Raw genomic sequence first — 15343 nt, 5'->3', positions numbered from 1 at the left:
CCGCACCGTCCTCGACATGCTTACCGGAAAAAAGTTTCCTCGGCCGGATCTGTCGAACCGGACAGCACTGCTTCGTCTTTCCCACAGAAGCACCAAACAACCGGACAACGGGAGAGACACCATGAACACGATCACGATCCGGGCCGACAACATGCTCACCACCCGGCCGGTGTGGCAGGTCAGCGCGCTGGCCGGACTGGCAGCGGCCGTCGCGACGGAGATCTTCGGCCTGGCCGCCCGCGCGGTGGGGGTGCCGATGATGGCGGGAGGCACGGGCGCCACGGTCGCCGAGCCGGTCAACGTCGGCATGTTCGCCATGGGCACGGTGATCTCCGTGTTCTGGGGCACGATCCTCGCGGTCCTGCTCGCCCGGTACGCCCGCCGCCCCGCCCGTACCTACCTGTGGACGACGATCGCGCTGACCGTGGTGTCGATGGCGGGGCCGTACCTCGCCGGTGCCACCGCGACCTCGACCAAGGTGATGCTCGCCCTGTCGCACGTCGTCGCCGCGCTGATCGTCATCCCGATCGTCACCCGCCGGCTCGACCGCCTCCCCGACCGGCCCGGCACCCGCTGACCGACCGGCACCCGGCCTGCCTCGGGCAGGCCGCCCGGGTGGATCAGTGCCGACCGTCCACGGCGCCCGGCCCGGGCGGCGTGGGCGGAGCGGATGCTGGTCGTGGGTGGGCCGGAGTAGCCGGCCGGCGGGCGGGTCGGCGCGAGCGGCGCAGCTCGGCCAGGGCGAACGCGGCGACGAGAACGGCGGCGACACCGACCAGTCCCCACGGGTAGCTGACGATGGTGGCACTGAACCGGGCCGGCCCGTCCGGCCCGCCCACCTCACCCCGGACGGTGTAGCTGCCGACGGCGGGCGCACCGATGGTCATCGGTAGACGTACGGTCCGCTGCTCGCCCGGTTGCAGGGTGTCGAGCAGGGGCGGGGGCACGAACCCGGTCGGGTTGGCACCCCGGCCGAGCGTCACCGTGATCGCGGGTTCGACCACCGGTGCGGTGCCGTTGTTGCGTACGTCGACGAGCAGGATGCGTGTCGCCGGGCCGCCGAGCAGGGCCGGCCAGGACCAGTCCCCCGTCACGGCGACCCGGGTGACCTCGATCGCGGCGACGCCCGGCGACGCCGCCATGGTTTCCGGTGGCACCGGCGGGGCGGTGACCCCGGCGACGACCACCGGCACCGTGCCGCCGAGGCTGCCGTTCAGGCTGGTCACCCGGACCACGCACGGGCAGCCGACGGGCGGCGCGGTCACGGTCAGGGTGATGGTCGCGGTCCCGGCCGTCGAGACGTAGGTCTGCAGCGAGTCGTGCACGGCGCAGTCCGCCGACCCGCGCCGGCCGTTGTTGCCGCAGATCTCGACAGCGGTGGTGCCGGCCGGCCAGCCACCGAGCCGGACCATGATCCGGTCGCCGGGCGCCGTCCGGTCCCGGTCGATGGTGATCACGGGCGCCGACCCGGTCGGGGATGCGGTGGGGGTGGCCGGAGCCAGGACGGCGGTGGCCAGCACCGTGGTCACGAACATCAGGGCGGGGACGCCGGCCACCGTCACACCCGCCCGTCGGTGGCCGCCACGGCCTCGCTGCCGGGTCCCCCGGAACCGGTCACAGCCGCCTCGGGGGCGGTCCTACCGGCCTCGGGGGCGGGTACCGGGGCGTCGGCGGTGCGGCGGGCCGGGCGGCGTCGGATGCGCCGGACCACCGCGACCACGCCGAGCAGCGCCAGCGCCGCGACCAGGAGCCACGGTGGGGCCCAGACACCACTGGTACGGGTCACCCGAGGCAGCGGTACGTCCATCGTGGATGGGGTCACCAGGACCGCGACGGTCAGCCGGCCGGCTGCCGGTAGCCCGGTGACCCGCTCGCGTACCTCGATGGCCGATCCGGGTAGCAGCTCGGGCAGTTCGAGGTTCCCGGTACGGGCCAGGGACCAGCCGAGCAGGCCGGTGACGGCGACCTGACCGGTGCCACCGATCCGTACGTTGCCGGTGTTGCGCAGTTGGTAGCGGATCGTCATGGTGCCGCCGCCGAACGGGTTCAGCGGGTTGTGGTGCGTCACCCGTAGCGTCTCGACCTGGAGCGACGGGTGCAGGGGCCCGGCCACGCGAAGGTAGATGCGGGCGGCGGCCCGCCGGTCCAGGTTGACCCGCTGCCCGCCGGCGTCGGTGCCCACCCCGGTCACCGAGGCGACCAGGCCACCGCTGTGGTCCCCCGGTGTGGCATTGGCGGGTACGTCGAGGTGGAACGGGACGACCACCCGCTGCCCGGCGGGGACCGTCCGGGTACGCGACCCGACGCTCGTCCAGGCACCGGGCCCGGTCGGAGGTTGGCTCGCCGGCAGCAGCCCGAATCCGCCGTCGATGGTGGTGAACGCGTCGGTGGCGTACACGGTGAGCGTCAACGGCGTGCTGCCGAGGTTGGTGATCGCGACATGGTCGTCGATGCGCTGTCCGGGGCTGGCGTCGTAGGCGAAGTAGCTGCGCCCGGTGGGTCCGGAGGCGCTGGAGGGTTGCACCGCCCAGGTGATGTCGGCAGCGGGTGACGCCGCGGGCGCGGCATGGCCGGGCGACGCGGACAGGACGGCGATCAGGGCCACGGCCAGCGCCGGCAGCGATCGGTGGATCATGTGCAGCTCCGCGGAAGGGGCGGCGGCAGCGGCGTCCGGTCCACAGATCGGACGCCGCTGCCGTAGGGGTCAGGACAGGGTGACGGTCAGGGTCGCGGTGTAGTCACCCGGCGAGGTTGACGCCGGTACACCGAGGTCGAGCCGTGCCCCGCACTCGAACTGTCCGGCGCTCGCGCCGGCCGCCGAGGTGCACAGAGCCCGGGCGGTGCCCAGACCCGTGCCCGCACCGGGGTTGGCCACCGCGCCCGACGTGACCACTCCCGGTGTGCCGACCAGCCCGTCGTTCACCACCGACGCATTCGGCGTCCAGCCGAGGTTGTCGGCGGCGATCACACCACCGGCGGCACTGGTGAAGTTCTCCACCTGGCCGACCAGGCTCCAGCCGGCGTTGGTGCCCCGCTGGTCGGTGACGGTGACCTTGTTGAGGTTGCCGGTCGCCGTACCGCCGGGGTCGACCGCGCCGAGGGCGACGGTCGATCCGGCCGAGGCCAGGATCAGCGCGCCGGTCTGGCGGACCTGCGCGGTGATCTCCTGTTCGGCGCTGCCGCCGGACCCGGGGGTGCCGGCGAAACTGACCGGGGTGAAGGTGTCCTGGCTCCGGTCGGCCAAGCCGTGCGCGGCGAAGGTCAGGATGTAGCACTGCACCGTGGTGCAGTCGACGGCGTTGCCGTTGCCGTCGGTGTACTTCGCGGCGACCGACAGCGTGGTGCTGAAGGTTCCGTCGCCGTTCAGCGTGTCCTGCCCCGCGCTCGGGGTGGTGACGTTCTTGTTCACCCACTTCACCGACTTGTAGCGCCGGGCGTTGACCCAGTAGTCGGTGTCGTTCTTCGGTCCGAAGGCGACGTAGACGCCGTTGCCGCCGGCACCGTCGGGGTTGAAGCCCGAGCCGGTGACGGTGACGGTCGCCTGTTCCGGGTCGATGCCGGTCGACGGGGTGACCGAGACGGCCGGCGCCGCCGGCGCTCCGGCGGAGGTGAAACTGAACGTCGCCGGGTCCAGGACCGTGCCGGCACCGTAGAAGCCGGCGAACGCCGACGCCCCGATCTCGGTCATGGTCGCGGCCAGGTTGGTCCAGGTCACCGTCGTGCCGGAGGACTGCGGGCCGGCGGACGCGTCCAGGGTCGCGATCGCGGCCTGGTCGACCGACACCGGCTCGAAACCGCCGCCGCTGACCTCAAGGTCGACGTCGGCGAGCAGCGATCCCGTTTCCCCTGCCAGGACCACCGTGGGGTTGGCCATGGTGATCTTGAAGAAGTGAGCCGGGTACGACAGCACCACCGTGCCGCCGTAGTGGACGGTCGCCGCCCCGGTCGCCGGGTCGTACGAGCCGTCGAGGGCGGCGAACCTGAAGGTGCCGTCCGCGTTGCGGGTGGCACCGTCGGCGACCGCGATCGGCGGATTGCCGTTACCGGTGGACACGTAGTTACGGAACGAGGCCTTGAATCCCCAGTCGAGGTCACCTGCGGTGACGTCCACCGGGGCCGCCGCCACGGGTGCCACCGCGACGATCGAGGCGGCGGCACCGAGGACAACCGCGGCCGTCCATCGCAGCGACGTACGCCGGGCGTTGCCGGCGTTCAGTCTGCCCATCCTGCTTCCTTTCCGAGAAGACCGGGGGAACACGTTCCCCCAAGAGCAACTTAGGTTAGCCTCGGCTAAGTTGCGGTCAACCCGGCACCCGGACAACAGGTCGACGCTGTTGATCCACAAGAAACGAGCCGGTCAGACGCTTGTCCTTCGACTGCATCCAGTCTTAGGTTAGGCAACCCTTATCAGTCGGTCGTCAACCAACCGGAGTAATCCCGATGTCCACTCGTCCAGGGCTGCGCCGTCGCCTCACCGGCACGGTCCTCCTGCTCAGCGCGGTCGCGACCGGCGTGCTGCCCCCCTCAACAGCCTCCGCCGACACGGTCGGTCAGGGCCCGAACGGACAACGCCTCACGGTCGGCAAGACGGCCGGGATCAACCGGGCCGGGGAGACGATCACCGTCTCCGGCTCCGGCTACGACACCAACAAGGGGATCTACGTCGCGTACTGCGTCGACAACGACAAGGGCGTGCTGCCCTCACCGTGCGGCGGCGGCGCGGACACCAGCGGCACTTCGGGCGCCTCCCATTGGATCTCGTCCAACCCACCCTCGTACGGCGAGGGACTGGCCATCCCGTACGGCCCGAACGGCACGTTCCGGGTCCAGATCAAGGTCAGCGCGAAGATCGGCGACGTCGACTGCACCGTACGCAGGTGCGTGGTGGCCACCCGCAGCGACCACACCCGCACCAGTGACCGTACGCAGGACGTACTCGTCCCGGTGAGCTTCGCGACACCACCTGCCCCGACCGCCGGGGCGACCACCGGCCCGACGCCGGCGCGTACCGGTGCCGCCACCACCCGCCCCGACACCCGGCCCACCACCACCGCACCGGGACCGGCCGGCACGTCGAGCGCCGCCGGTACGCCGGCCACCGGCACAGCGGTGACCGGCCCGGTCGACGGACCGGGTGGCGGGACGGCCGCCGCCGGCCCGATCGAGGTGACCCGGGTCAGCGAGAGCAGTTCCACCGGTCGCCTGTGGACCGGCGCGCTGGCCCTCGTCGTGGCCGCGCTGGTCGGCGTACTCGTGCTCCGGCGCCGCAACCGGCGCGGTGCCGCATGATCCGCCGGCCCCGACCCACCCACGGCGCCGCCCTGGCCCTGCTCGCCGTCCTCGGCCTCGCCGGCTGCGCCGGCGCCACCGCCGAGGCAGACCGCGACCCGGCCGCCGGCTGCGGCCCGTCGACCGCACGGGTCGATTCCACAGACGTGGTCCCGGTGGCGACCAACCCGCCGGCCGGACTGCCGGTCACCGTGACCTCCGCGGACGGTACGAGCGTGACGGTGACCGACACCAGCCGGATCCTGCCGGTCAACCTGTACGGCTCGATCGCCGAAATCGTCTTCAGCCTCGGCCTCGGCGACCGGGTCGTGGGGCGGGACACCGCCACCACCTTCCCCGCCGCAGCCCACCTGCCACGGGTCACCCCGGCCGGACACGACCTCTCCGGTGAGGCGATTCTCCGACTCAACCCCACCGTCGTGATCGCCGACGACAGCATCGGGCCGCCGGAGGTGCTCAACCAGCTCCGCCGGTCCGGCATCCCGGTGGTGCTGATCGACGACGAACAGACCCTGACTGCGGTGTCCCGGCACATTCGGGCGATCGCGGCGGCGCTGGGCGTCCCGGCTGCCGGAGAGGCGCTGGTCGGCCGGGTCGACGCCGACGTCGCGGCCGCCCGTCGCACCGCACCGGAGGGTCGCCCACCCCGCATCGCCTTCCTCTACCTGCGCGGCACCGCCGGGGTGTACCTGATGGCAGGCGAAGGCGCCGGCTCGGACGAGATGATCCGGGCGATCGGCGCGGTCGACGCCGGCACCGAGATCGGACTGGAGAAGTTCCGCCCGCTGACCAGCGAAGGTCTGATCAATGCGGCTCCGGACGTGATCCTGGTGATGACCGAGGGACTCGAATCGGTCAAGGGCGTCAACGGGCTGCTCGCGATGCCGGGCGTGGCGCAGACCCCGGCCGGGCGCGACCGGCGCATCGTCGACATGGACGACGGGATCCTGCTCAACTTCGGCGCCCGAACCGGCCTCGCCATCAGCGCCCTGGCCAAGGCGGTGTACGAGTGCGGGGACAACCGACCGTGAGCGCAGAACCCGTCACCGCGTCACCGACGCGGTCCCGCACCCCCGGAGCAGGACCGGTCGGCCCACCGGGCACCCGGCGCCGCAACGGGATACTCCTCGCCGGACTGACCGCCGGGCTGGTGCTGATCTGCCTGGTCGCGGCCGGCACCGGGCAGGTGCACGTGTCACCGGCCGAGGTGCTCGGCTCCGTCCTGCACCGGCTCGGCCTGCCCGTCGGTCCGCTCCCCGGTGCCGCGCAGGGCGAGAACGCGTTGTGGGTGGTCCGGTTTCCCCGGGTCAGCCTGGCCGTTGTCGTCGGCGCGTCCCTCGGCTGCGCCGGAGCGCTTATGCAGGGCGTCTTCGGCAACCCGCTCGCCGAACCCGGCATCATCGGCGTCTCCTCCGGTGCGGCCGTCGGCGCCGCCGCCACCATCGTCACCGGAATCTCCACCCTCGGCGGCTGGACCGTCGCCGCGGCGGCGTTCGTCACCGGACTGCTGACCACCCTGCTCGTCTACGCGATGTCCCGCGCCGACGGCCGTACCGAAGTGGTGACCCTGGTCCTGACCGGTATCGCGGTCAACGCGGTCGCCGGTGCCGTACTCGGCCTGCTGATGTTCTTCGGTGACGCGGACGCGGTCCGGGCCATCGCGTTCTGGCAACTGGGCAGCCTCGCCCAGGCCACCTGGGCCAGCGTCGCGGTCACCCTGCCCTGCGCCGTGGTCGGGATCGGCGCCGCGCTGGCCGCCGCCGGCCGGCTGGACCTGCTCGCGCTCGGCGAGCGACCGGCTCAGCACCTCGGTGTACCGGTCGAACGACTGCGGATCGTGATAATCACGGTAACCGCCCTGCTCGCGGCCTCCGCGGTCGCGTTCACCGGAATCATCAGCTTCGTCGGCCTGGTGGTGCCACACCTGATCCGGCTCGTCACCGGACCCGGGCACCGGGTGCTGATCCCCGCGAGCGCCCTCGGCGGGGCGATCATCGTGGTCGCCGCGGACCTGGCCGCCCGGACCCTCGTCGACTACCAGGAACTACCGCTGGGCGTACTGACCGCGGTCGTCGGCGGCCCCTGTTTCTTCTGGCTGCTCCGCCGGACCCGCAGCCGCGCCGGAGGCTGGGCGTGAACCCACCACCGCGCCCCGCGCCCGTCACCATGACGGTCCCGATCGAGGTACGCGACCTACGGGTCCGGCTCGGTGACCGGCTCGTCCTGCGGGACGTGAGCGTGGACGTCCGGGCCGGCGAACTGCTCACCCTGGTCGGCCCGAACGGTGCCGGCAAGTCAACCCTGCTCGCCGCGCTCTGCGGTGACCTCCGGGTGGCCGGCGGACAGATCCGGGTCCAGGGTTCGGCGCTGTCCGCGTGGACACCCGGCCAGCTCGCGCGCCGACGGGCGATGCTGCCGCAGCGTACGACGCTGGCGTTCCCGTTCACCGCGGGCGAGGTGGTGGCCATGGGCCGGGCGCCATGGGCCGGGCGCCCCGAGCAGGCGCAGGACAACGAGGCGATCGCCGAGGCGATGCGGCTTACCGAGATCGAGGACCTTGCCGGCCGCCCCTTCCCCGCCCTGTCCGGCGGCGAACAGGCACGGGTGGCGCTGGCCCGGGTGCTGGCCCAGCGCACCCCGATCCTGCTGCTCGACGAGCCGACCGCGGCACTCGACCTGCACCACCAGGAGCTGGTCCTGAGGGTCGCCAGAGCTCGGGCCCGAGCCGGGGACACGGTGGTGGCCGTGCTGCACGACCTGGGGCTGGCGGCCGCGTACGCCGATCGCATCGCGCTGCTCTCCGACGGCCGGCTGGTCACCGACGGTCCCCCGGAACGGGTCCTGACCGCGGACCGGCTCAGCGCGGCGTACCGGCACGAGATCGAGATACTCCCCCATCCCCGCACCGGAACCCCGCTGGTGCTGCCAATTCGATCCACAGAGGACAAACGATGAACGACACACCGGTTCTGACCGAGGCGAACGGTCTCGCCGCCCGGCTCCGTACGGCAACCGACGCGGCCCACCGCGCGGCCGAGTCGACCCCGTACACCACCGCGCTGATCGCCGGGAAGATCCCCCTCGCGGGATACGCCGCCCTGGTCGCCCAGCACTACTTTCTCTACGAGACCCTCGAACAGGCCGCCGAGGCGATGCGCGACGACCCGGTGGCCGGTCCGTTCGTGGCCGACGAGTTGACCCGGCTCCCCCGGCTGGCCGAGGACCTCGCGTTCCTGCTCGGGCCGGGGTGGCGGGAGCAGATCGCGCCCGGTGCCGCGACCGAGGCCTACCGTGACCGGTTGCGTGAGGTCTGCTTCACCTGGCCGGCCGGCTTCATCGCCCACCACTACACCCGTTACCTGGGCGACCTTTCCGGCGGCGCGTTCGTCGCCGCCGCGGTACGCCGCACCTACGGCTTCACCACGGACGACGGCACCCGGTTCTACCAGTTCGATCGCATCCCGAGCCGGGGCAGGTTCAAGCGGGAGTACCGCGACCGGCTGGACGCCCTGGCACTGGACGCGCCCGAGTCCGAACGGACGGCATCCGAAGCGGTGATCGCCTTCGACCTCAACCGGGAGATGTTCCACCAGCTCGGCGCCGCCCACCCCGCGACCCCGTAGGCTCACGGCACCGCACGGCTGGCTGGGTACGTCAGTCGCGGGTCAGCTCTTCACGCAGCAGTTCCGCCAATGTGGCGGGCTGGGAGAAGAATGGCGAGTGCCCGCTGTCGAGGCGCAGGACCGATTCGCACCGCTGGGCCAGTGCCTCCTGCCCGGCCAGTGGAAACGCCGCGTCTTCCGCACAGATGACGTAGGTGCTGGCGATCTCCCGCCAACCCGCCCGGTTCACCGGCTGGGTCGCCGAAGCCAGCGCCTGATGCCCGAGCCGTGGCACCATCTCGTCCGCGATGCCGGATTCCACGTCCTGGTAGAGAGTGGTCCGGGGATCGCGTACGTCGAAGTATCCCGCGTCCTCGTGCACGTCCCAGAATGAAGGGAATTCGTGGTTGGTGAAGTCGAAGAGGGACTGACCCGCGTCGAGCGGGAGACTGGACAGGTAGACGAGCCGCCGTACGTTGTCCAGCCCGGCCGCGGCTTCGGTGACCGGGATTCCGCCGTACGAGTGTCCGCAGACAACCACCGGACCGGTGATGTCCGTCAACGTCGTGCGAACCGCCACCACGTCGTCCCTCAGGTCACCCAACCTGGCCGGGTCCTGTCCGGTGCTCGGCAACACACCGACACGAACGTCGAGGTCCGTCAGTTCGACCAACAGGCGTTCCCAGCACCAGGACCCGTGCCAGGCACCGTGGATCAGGACAAGTGTCGGCATTTCCGCCATTTCATCACCTTATCCGGCGACTCCGGTCCCCTCACCGATTCTCGAAAAGCGAGGGCGGTCGACTGCTACCGCCTGCCCACTCGACGACGACCTTCGAGCCGGCCCATCTCGGGGCGGTCGCGGTTGACTGGCTCGTTACCCTCCACTGGGCATCGACGGCGAGGGTCGAGAGGATCAGCGAGCGTGGCGGACACAACCGATCGGATCGGCACCTCCGAGACGGGCGGACCGGAGCACGGCGTGGGGCTGGTCGAGCGGGTGATCGCGTCGATCTCGGCGAAGCCCGAGCACCTGATCCTGGAGTACGCACCGTGGGCGGGCGCCTGGCTGGACGGCCCACCCACCCCGGTGCCGACCGATGTCCTGGCCACGTTGAGGTTTCCCAGCGGCCGCCCGCTGCCGCCGAGCCTGCGCCGATGGCTGGCGTACGACACGAGCCTGCTCACCCGGTTCGGCTGGTTCCCGCCGGACGGCAGCCACCGGCTGACGCCGCGTCCGCTCGGTGAGCTGGCCGCGGCCGAGTACGGCGAGCCCTGGGCCACGCTCTACCGTCCGGTCTCGGCTCGGTTCACCGAGTGTTTCCTGCTGCCCGGCGGCTCGGACTCCCGCCGGGTGTTCGCCGTGACCGAACCCGACGAGACCGGCGAGTACCCGGTGCTTTCCCTGGACGTCGACGACCTGCCCTGCATCGAACTGATGTACCCGGGCTTCGACGCCTACCTGGCCGACACCGCCGGGCTCATCAGCATGCCCGAAGGCGGCTACACCGCACTGGCAACCGACCCCACGTACGGGCCGCGGATGCGCACCCACGCCCGTCATGCCTTCGACGGCAGGTACGGCTCGACCTTCCCCGAGCCGCCGTTCGACGACACCGTCTTCGACGACACCGGCACCGGACCGGCCTGACCGTCACCTGGCTCGCCGGCTACCGTCTCCCCCGTTTCACCGAACCGGCGGTGCGCACGGGGCGAGGACTTGATGAGGAAGGGCTGGCCCTCGACGGACCAGCCCTTCCGACAGCAGCAACGCGGTTGGCGCCGGGCCAACTACGTTACGGATCGAGCGGCCGTGCCGGGATCAGAAGTCGCCGACGTCGTTGCGCCACCTACGGCCACTGCGGCCGATCAGGCGCTCGGCGTCGGTGGGACCCCAGGATGCGGCCTCGTACGTGGGGATCGGGGACGAGTCCTTGGCCCAGTGTTCGATGATCGGGTCGACGATCCGCCAGCACTGCTCGACCTCGTCGGTACGGATGAACAGCGTCGGGTCGCCCAGCAGCGCGTCGAGCAGCAGCCGCTCGTACGCCTCCGGGGACTCCTCCCGGAACGTCTTGTCGTAGGAGAAGTCCATGCTCGCCGTGCGTACCCGGAACGAGTGGCCGGGCACCTTCGCGCCGAAGCGCAGCGAGATGCCCTCGTTGGGCTGGATCCGCAGGATCAGCGCGTCGGCGTCCAGTTCGGTGAGCTGGTCGGTCGGGATCGGCAGGTGCGGGGGCCGCTGGAACTGCAACGCCACCTCGGTGACCCGGGCCGGCAGCCGCTTGCCGGTGCGCACGTAGAACGGCACCCCGGCCCAGCGCCAGTTGTCGACGTTGAGTCGCATCGCCGCGTACGTCTCCGTACGCGACAGCGGGTCGACGCCGGGCTCGTCGCGGTAGCCGGCCATCAGGTCGTCCCGGGTGCCGCCGCGGGTGTATTGACCGCGAACGGCGAGGTCGGCGATGTCCCGGTCGGTGGGCAGCCGGATCGCCTGGAGCAGCTTGACCTTCTCGTTGCGCAGCCCTTCCGCGTCGAACGAGGCCGGCGGCTCCATCAGGGAGAGCGCGAGGACCTGGAGCACGTGGTTCTGCACGATGTCGCGCATCGCCCCGGCGCTCTCGTAGAAGCCCCCGCGGGTGCCGACGCCGAGCGTCTCGGCCACGGTGATCTGCACGTGGTCGACCCAGCTACGGTCCCAGATCGGCTGGAAGATCGAGTTCGCGAAACGCAGCGCGATCACGTTCTGGACGGTGTCCTTGCCCAGGTAGTGGTCGATCCGGAAGACCTGCGGCTCGTCGAAGCTGGAGTGCACGATCGCATCCAGCTCACGGGCGGTGGCGAGGTCGCGACCGTACGGCTTCTCGATCACCAGCCGGGCGAACGAGCCCTCCCGGGCACGGTTGAGCCCGGCACCGGCGAGGCCGTTGATGACGGGCTCGAACGCCTCGGCCGGAGTCGACAGGTAGAACAGGCGGTTTCCGGCGGTTCCGCGCTCGGTGTCGAGCTGGTCGAGGGTCTCGGCGAGGCGCTTGTACGTGTCCGGATCGTCGTAACCGCCGGAGACGTACCTGATTCCGCCTTCGAGTTGCGGATGGTCGCGCAGGCCGTGACCGTTGAGGGCGGAGTCGGCGAACTGCTCGTCACTCATCGCCGTACGCGCGACACCGACCAGGGCGAACTCACGGGGCAGCCGGTGGTGGCGGGCGAGGCTGGCCACCGCGGGGATCAGCTTGCGGCGGGTCAGGTCACCCGAGGCGCCGAAGATCACCAGGGTTGCTGGTGGTGCGTTGCGCTCAGACGTGATCTGAGGGGCGTTGTCCATGGTCCTGAGTCCTCCAATCGCGCGGAGCCGGTCGACCCGCGCGAGTGTCTGAGTGTCGCTGAGAGGCGTTACCGAACACGCCGTCGACGGCTGTGGCGACGGTCATCGGCGTAGGGGCGATGCCAGTCGTACCACTCTCGCCGTCCCCCATACAGCAAGCTTGCCAGCCTGTCCGGGCTGTCCGCCGGACAGGGTCGGTCGTGCGTCGGGAACACCCTGGCCGAGCCACACTCCGCTGAACGTGGCGGCCGAAGCACTCCTTCCCCCAGTGTCGGAGGTCACTTCCGACAACGTCCGGACCCCGCCGTACGGGGCGCAGGCGGTGCACGGCCACGCGGACGTAGTAGCGTTGCCGGTCGCCGTTCCGGCCGCTGACGTCGGGTCCGCTTTATCGCAACCTCGGCATCGGCCGCGAACTGGTCGCCTTCGCCGAGCGGTGGGCGCGGGAGCGCGAACTCCCCGAGGCCTACCCTGCGCTGCTGCCGTTCCTCGCCACACCGTGCGACATCGTCGTCTACCACAAGCCTCTCTGACGCACGGCTGCCCGCTCGTCGACGAAGTCACGAGGCGCGGGCTCTGGACGGCGGGGTAGCAGCAGCGGACTGGTGAGGATGAGCACTCCCGCGACCGCGATGGCCGTACGCGGGCTGGTTGCTTGCGCGAGCAGTCCGCCGAGCGCGCTGAGGATGGCGATGGCCGCGCCGCTGCTGATCGACCAGGCCGACAGGGTGCGGGCGACCCGGTCGTCGGGGGTGTGTTCCAGCCGATAGGCAGCGAGCACCGGGTTGTACAGGCTCATACTGACGATGATCGCGAACTCGATGGCGATCACCGTCGCGAGACCGGCGACGCCGGGCTGGACGAGGGCGAGGCCGATCAGCCAGACCGCGCGCAGCGTGCCGACGACCCGAAGGATGCGGTGTTGGCCGTACCGGGCCACGACACGTGGGGCCAGGCGTGAGCCGATGAGTCCGCCGACGCAGGGGGCGGCGAAGGCGAGGCCGTACTGCCAGGGTGGGAAGCCGAGCTCCCCGAGCAGCAGCACGGCCAACAGCGGCTCGGTGGCCATGATCAGTCCGGCGACGAGCAGCTGGTTGAGGTACAGCGCCCGCAAACCGGGATGGGCCAGGAGGTACCGCCACCCGTCGAGCAGATCACCGGCTCGGACCCGACGCCTGTCGGTCCGCTGCGGGTGCTCCTCTCGACCGCGGATCGACGTGATGCCCAGCGCGGAGAGCAGGTAGCTGAGCGCGTCGGCCACGACGGTGACAACCGGCCCGAACAGGCCGACCGCCGCCCCGCCCAGCGGTGGCCCGACCGCGATGGAGCTCCAGGTCGTCGACTCGAACCTCGCGTTGGCCACGACCAGGTCGTCCGTCCGGACGAGGGACTTGAGGTAGGCGCCGCTGGCCGCCCCGAAGGCGATCTTGGCAGCAGCGAGGACGACCGAGACGACCAGCAACTGCACGAACCCGAGCCGGCCGAGGGCGTACGCGACGGGGATCGTCATCATCGCCGCGAACCGGACCAGGTCCATCGCGACCATCACCGGCCGCTTGCGGCGGAACTCCACCCACGGCCCGAGCGGCAACGCGATCAGCGCACCCACTGCCGGCCCCACCGCGGCCAACGCGGAGACCTGGGCCGGGCTGGTCTCCAGCACCAGTACGGCGATCAGCGGCAACGCGCCGAACCCCAGCCCGGAGCCGTAGGCACTGACCGCGTATGCCGCCCACAACCAGCCGAACTGCCGACCCAGGGATCGTCTGGCCAATGTCCGCCCCTCCCGCTTGGAACAACCCGCTGTTGATCGGGGCGATCAAAGCAAGGGCGAGATGAGCGGATCAAACAACTGCACCGGCGGCGAGCCACAACCGAAAGTTGTGACGCTAGGGTGTGGCCCGTGGATCTCGATGCCGTCCGTACCTTCGTCGCCGCCGCGGATGCCGGCCAGTTCCAGGACGCGGCCGTCGCGCTGTCGATCACCCAGCAGGCCGTGTCCAAGCGCATCGCCGCACTGGAGAAGGATCTGGAGGTACGGCTGTTCACCCGCACGGCTCGCGGCGCCCAGCTCACGATCGACGGCCAGGCGTTCCTGCCCCATGCCCGGGAACTGCTCCGGATGGAGGCGCGGGCCGACGCATCCGTACGCCCCGGTCGGCGCGCCCTCCGCGTCGACGTCCACAGTCGACGGACCGCGCCGGCGGTGCTGCTGCAGGACTTCCACCGTACGCATCCGCAGATCGAGCTGGATGTCGTGACCCTCGACGCCGACGTCCACGCCGCGACCGCCGCCGTCGAGGCGGGGACGATCGACGCCACCTTTCACGCCGTCACCGTTCCCGCGCGCCAACTGCCGGACGCGATCAGGACCGTACGCGTGATCGACGAACACCACGAGTTACTCGTCGGGCCACGCCATGCGCTCGCCAACGCCCGCGCCGTCACGCCCGCACAGCTCGCCGCACACCGCATCTGGATGCCCGGCATGGTCCCCGGCACCGAATGGGCCAGCTACTACGACGAACTGGCCGCCGCGTTCGGCCTCACCATCGACGTGGTCGGGCCGGTCTTCGGAAACGAGGCGCTGCTGGCCGAGATCGCCGACTCCTCGGAACTGGCGACGTTGGCCGGCGAACGCACGCGCTACCTGTGGCCGGACAGCTACGACCTGCGGCGCATCCCGGTACGCGATCCCGCACCCATCTACCCGATGTCACTGATCTGGCGCGACGACAACCCGCATCCCGCGCTCGGCAAACTCCGCGACCACCTGGGTTCCCGTCGAGTGGACACACCCGACGAGAGGGTGTGGATGCCGAGGTGGGCGCACCACCCGGCCCCGACGTCGTAGTTGCTCCGCCTCCATACCTCATTCCTCCTCTGTTCGGCGGGATGAGGGCCCGGGAGGTGTTCGCCACGAGGCGGGTCGTAGGGACAGCATCGGGGCTGCGACCAGCGGTGTTGGCCCGCCGGTCGATGGGGACGGGCGCTGCCCCGTACACGTGTCCCGACCGCGACGGCACCCGTCCCGACCGTGCCGCCGCTGTCGCGGCGTGGATCGCGCCGGATGGCCGTTGACCTAATACATCGACGCATGCAAGTGTCTCCTCCGGTGGTCGCCGCG

15 protein-coding genes are annotated in these 15343 nt (G+C 71.1%); 9 read left to right on the top strand and 6 right to left on the bottom strand.

Annotation, left to right across the window (positions count from 1 at the left end):
- The first annotated feature begins 121 nt into the window (after nucleotides 1-121).
- Nucleotides 122-577, top strand: a complete 456-nt coding sequence (locus ACWEFB_RS00895; RefSeq protein ID WP_326558535.1) for a DUF6069 family protein — start codon at nucleotides 122-124, stop codon at nucleotides 575-577.
- A 43-nt stretch (nucleotides 578-620) separates the two neighbouring features.
- Here ACWEFB_RS00895 and ACWEFB_RS00890 read toward each other — a convergent pair whose 3' ends face one another.
- The 3 genes from ACWEFB_RS00890 to ACWEFB_RS00880 form a co-directional block, all read right to left on the bottom strand.
- Nucleotides 621-1556 carry a hypothetical protein gene (locus ACWEFB_RS00890; protein ID WP_452280933.1) on the bottom strand — a complete coding sequence of 312 codons (936 nt, stop codon included), beginning with the start codon at nucleotides 1554-1556 and terminating at the stop codon, nucleotides 621-623.
- A 2-nt stretch (nucleotides 1557-1558) separates the two neighbouring features.
- Nucleotides 1559-2635, bottom strand: a complete 1077-nt coding sequence (locus ACWEFB_RS00885) for a WxL protein peptidoglycan domain-containing protein (protein WP_452280931.1) — start codon at nucleotides 2633-2635, stop codon at nucleotides 1559-1561.
- Between the two features lie 69 nt (nucleotides 2636-2704).
- Entirely contained in the window at nucleotides 2705-4225 is a 1521-nt protein-coding gene (locus ACWEFB_RS00880; protein ID WP_452280929.1) for an HtaA domain-containing protein, read from the bottom strand.
- 215 nt (nucleotides 4226-4440) lie between these two features.
- On the opposite strand from ACWEFB_RS00880, the gene ACWEFB_RS00875 reads away from it, so the two are divergent.
- Genes ACWEFB_RS00875 through ACWEFB_RS00855 form a run of 5 tightly spaced genes read left to right on the top strand, consistent with a single transcriptional unit; the run spans nucleotide 4441 to nucleotide 8912 of the window.
- Nucleotides 4441-5289, top strand: a complete 849-nt coding sequence (locus ACWEFB_RS00875; RefSeq protein ID WP_452280927.1) for a hypothetical protein — start codon at nucleotides 4441-4443, stop codon at nucleotides 5287-5289.
- Nucleotides 5286-6320 (top strand): heme/hemin ABC transporter substrate-binding protein, encoded by a 1035-nt coding sequence (locus tag ACWEFB_RS00870; protein ID WP_452280924.1) that lies wholly within the window; start codon nucleotides 5286-5288, stop codon nucleotides 6318-6320. The genes ACWEFB_RS00875 and ACWEFB_RS00870 overlap by 4 nt, the downstream gene beginning before the upstream one ends.
- The gene (locus ACWEFB_RS00865; protein ID WP_452280922.1) at nucleotides 6317-7426 is read left to right on the top strand and encodes a FecCD family ABC transporter permease; all 1110 of its coding nucleotides are present in this window, start codon (nucleotides 6317-6319) and stop codon (nucleotides 7424-7426) included. Before ACWEFB_RS00870 ends, ACWEFB_RS00865 begins: the two co-directional genes overlap by 4 nt.
- On the top strand, nucleotides 7423-8244 hold the full coding sequence (locus ACWEFB_RS00860) for a heme ABC transporter ATP-binding protein (RefSeq protein WP_452280920.1): 822 nt from the start codon (nucleotides 7423-7425) through the stop codon (nucleotides 8242-8244). The genes ACWEFB_RS00865 and ACWEFB_RS00860 overlap by 4 nt, the downstream gene beginning before the upstream one ends.
- Nucleotides 8241-8912 carry a biliverdin-producing heme oxygenase gene (locus ACWEFB_RS00855; RefSeq protein WP_452280918.1) on the top strand — a complete coding sequence of 224 codons (672 nt, stop codon included), beginning with the start codon at nucleotides 8241-8243 and terminating at the stop codon, nucleotides 8910-8912. Before ACWEFB_RS00860 ends, ACWEFB_RS00855 begins: the two co-directional genes overlap by 4 nt.
- Before the next feature lie 31 nt (nucleotides 8913-8943).
- Here ACWEFB_RS00855 and ACWEFB_RS00850 read toward each other — a convergent pair whose 3' ends face one another.
- Nucleotides 8944-9633, bottom strand: coding sequence for an alpha/beta fold hydrolase (locus tag ACWEFB_RS00850; protein ID WP_452280916.1), 690 nt, complete (start codon nucleotides 9631-9633; stop codon nucleotides 8944-8946).
- A gap of 183 nt (nucleotides 9634-9816) precedes the next feature.
- Here ACWEFB_RS00850 and ACWEFB_RS00845 point away from each other — a divergent pair, with 183 nt between their 5' ends.
- Nucleotides 9817-10542 (top strand): hypothetical protein, encoded by a 726-nt coding sequence (locus ACWEFB_RS00845; protein WP_452280914.1) that lies wholly within the window; start codon nucleotides 9817-9819, stop codon nucleotides 10540-10542.
- A gap of 171 nt (nucleotides 10543-10713) precedes the next feature.
- On the opposite strand, the gene zwf is transcribed toward ACWEFB_RS00845, so the two are convergent.
- Nucleotides 10714-12216, bottom strand: a complete 1503-nt coding sequence (gene zwf, locus ACWEFB_RS00840) for a glucose-6-phosphate dehydrogenase (RefSeq protein WP_452280912.1) — start codon at nucleotides 12214-12216, stop codon at nucleotides 10714-10716.
- A 371-nt stretch (nucleotides 12217-12587) separates the two neighbouring features.
- On the opposite strand from zwf, the gene ACWEFB_RS00835 reads away from it, so the two are divergent.
- Nucleotides 12588-12749 carry a GNAT family N-acetyltransferase gene (locus tag ACWEFB_RS00835; protein ID WP_452281396.1) on the top strand — a complete coding sequence of 54 codons (162 nt, stop codon included), beginning with the start codon at nucleotides 12588-12590 and terminating at the stop codon, nucleotides 12747-12749.
- On the opposite strand, the gene ACWEFB_RS00830 is transcribed toward ACWEFB_RS00835, so the two are convergent.
- Nucleotides 12731-13990 (bottom strand): MFS transporter, encoded by a 1260-nt coding sequence (locus ACWEFB_RS00830; protein WP_452280910.1) that lies wholly within the window; start codon nucleotides 13988-13990, stop codon nucleotides 12731-12733. The genes ACWEFB_RS00835 and ACWEFB_RS00830 overlap by 19 nt on opposite strands.
- Before the next feature lie 129 nt (nucleotides 13991-14119).
- Between ACWEFB_RS00830 and ACWEFB_RS00825 the strand changes: the two genes are divergently transcribed.
- Nucleotides 14120-15070: a LysR family transcriptional regulator gene (locus ACWEFB_RS00825; RefSeq protein WP_452280908.1), complete on the top strand. Its 951-nt coding sequence runs from the start codon at nucleotides 14120-14122 to the stop codon at nucleotides 15068-15070.
- The last annotated feature ends 273 nt before the right edge of the window (nucleotides 15071-15343 follow it).

The organism is Micromonospora sp. NPDC004704 (genome assembly GCF_053601675.1).
The sequence above is the reverse complement of the archived record's forward strand: the minus strand, read 5'-3'. Positions and strand labels throughout refer to the sequence as shown.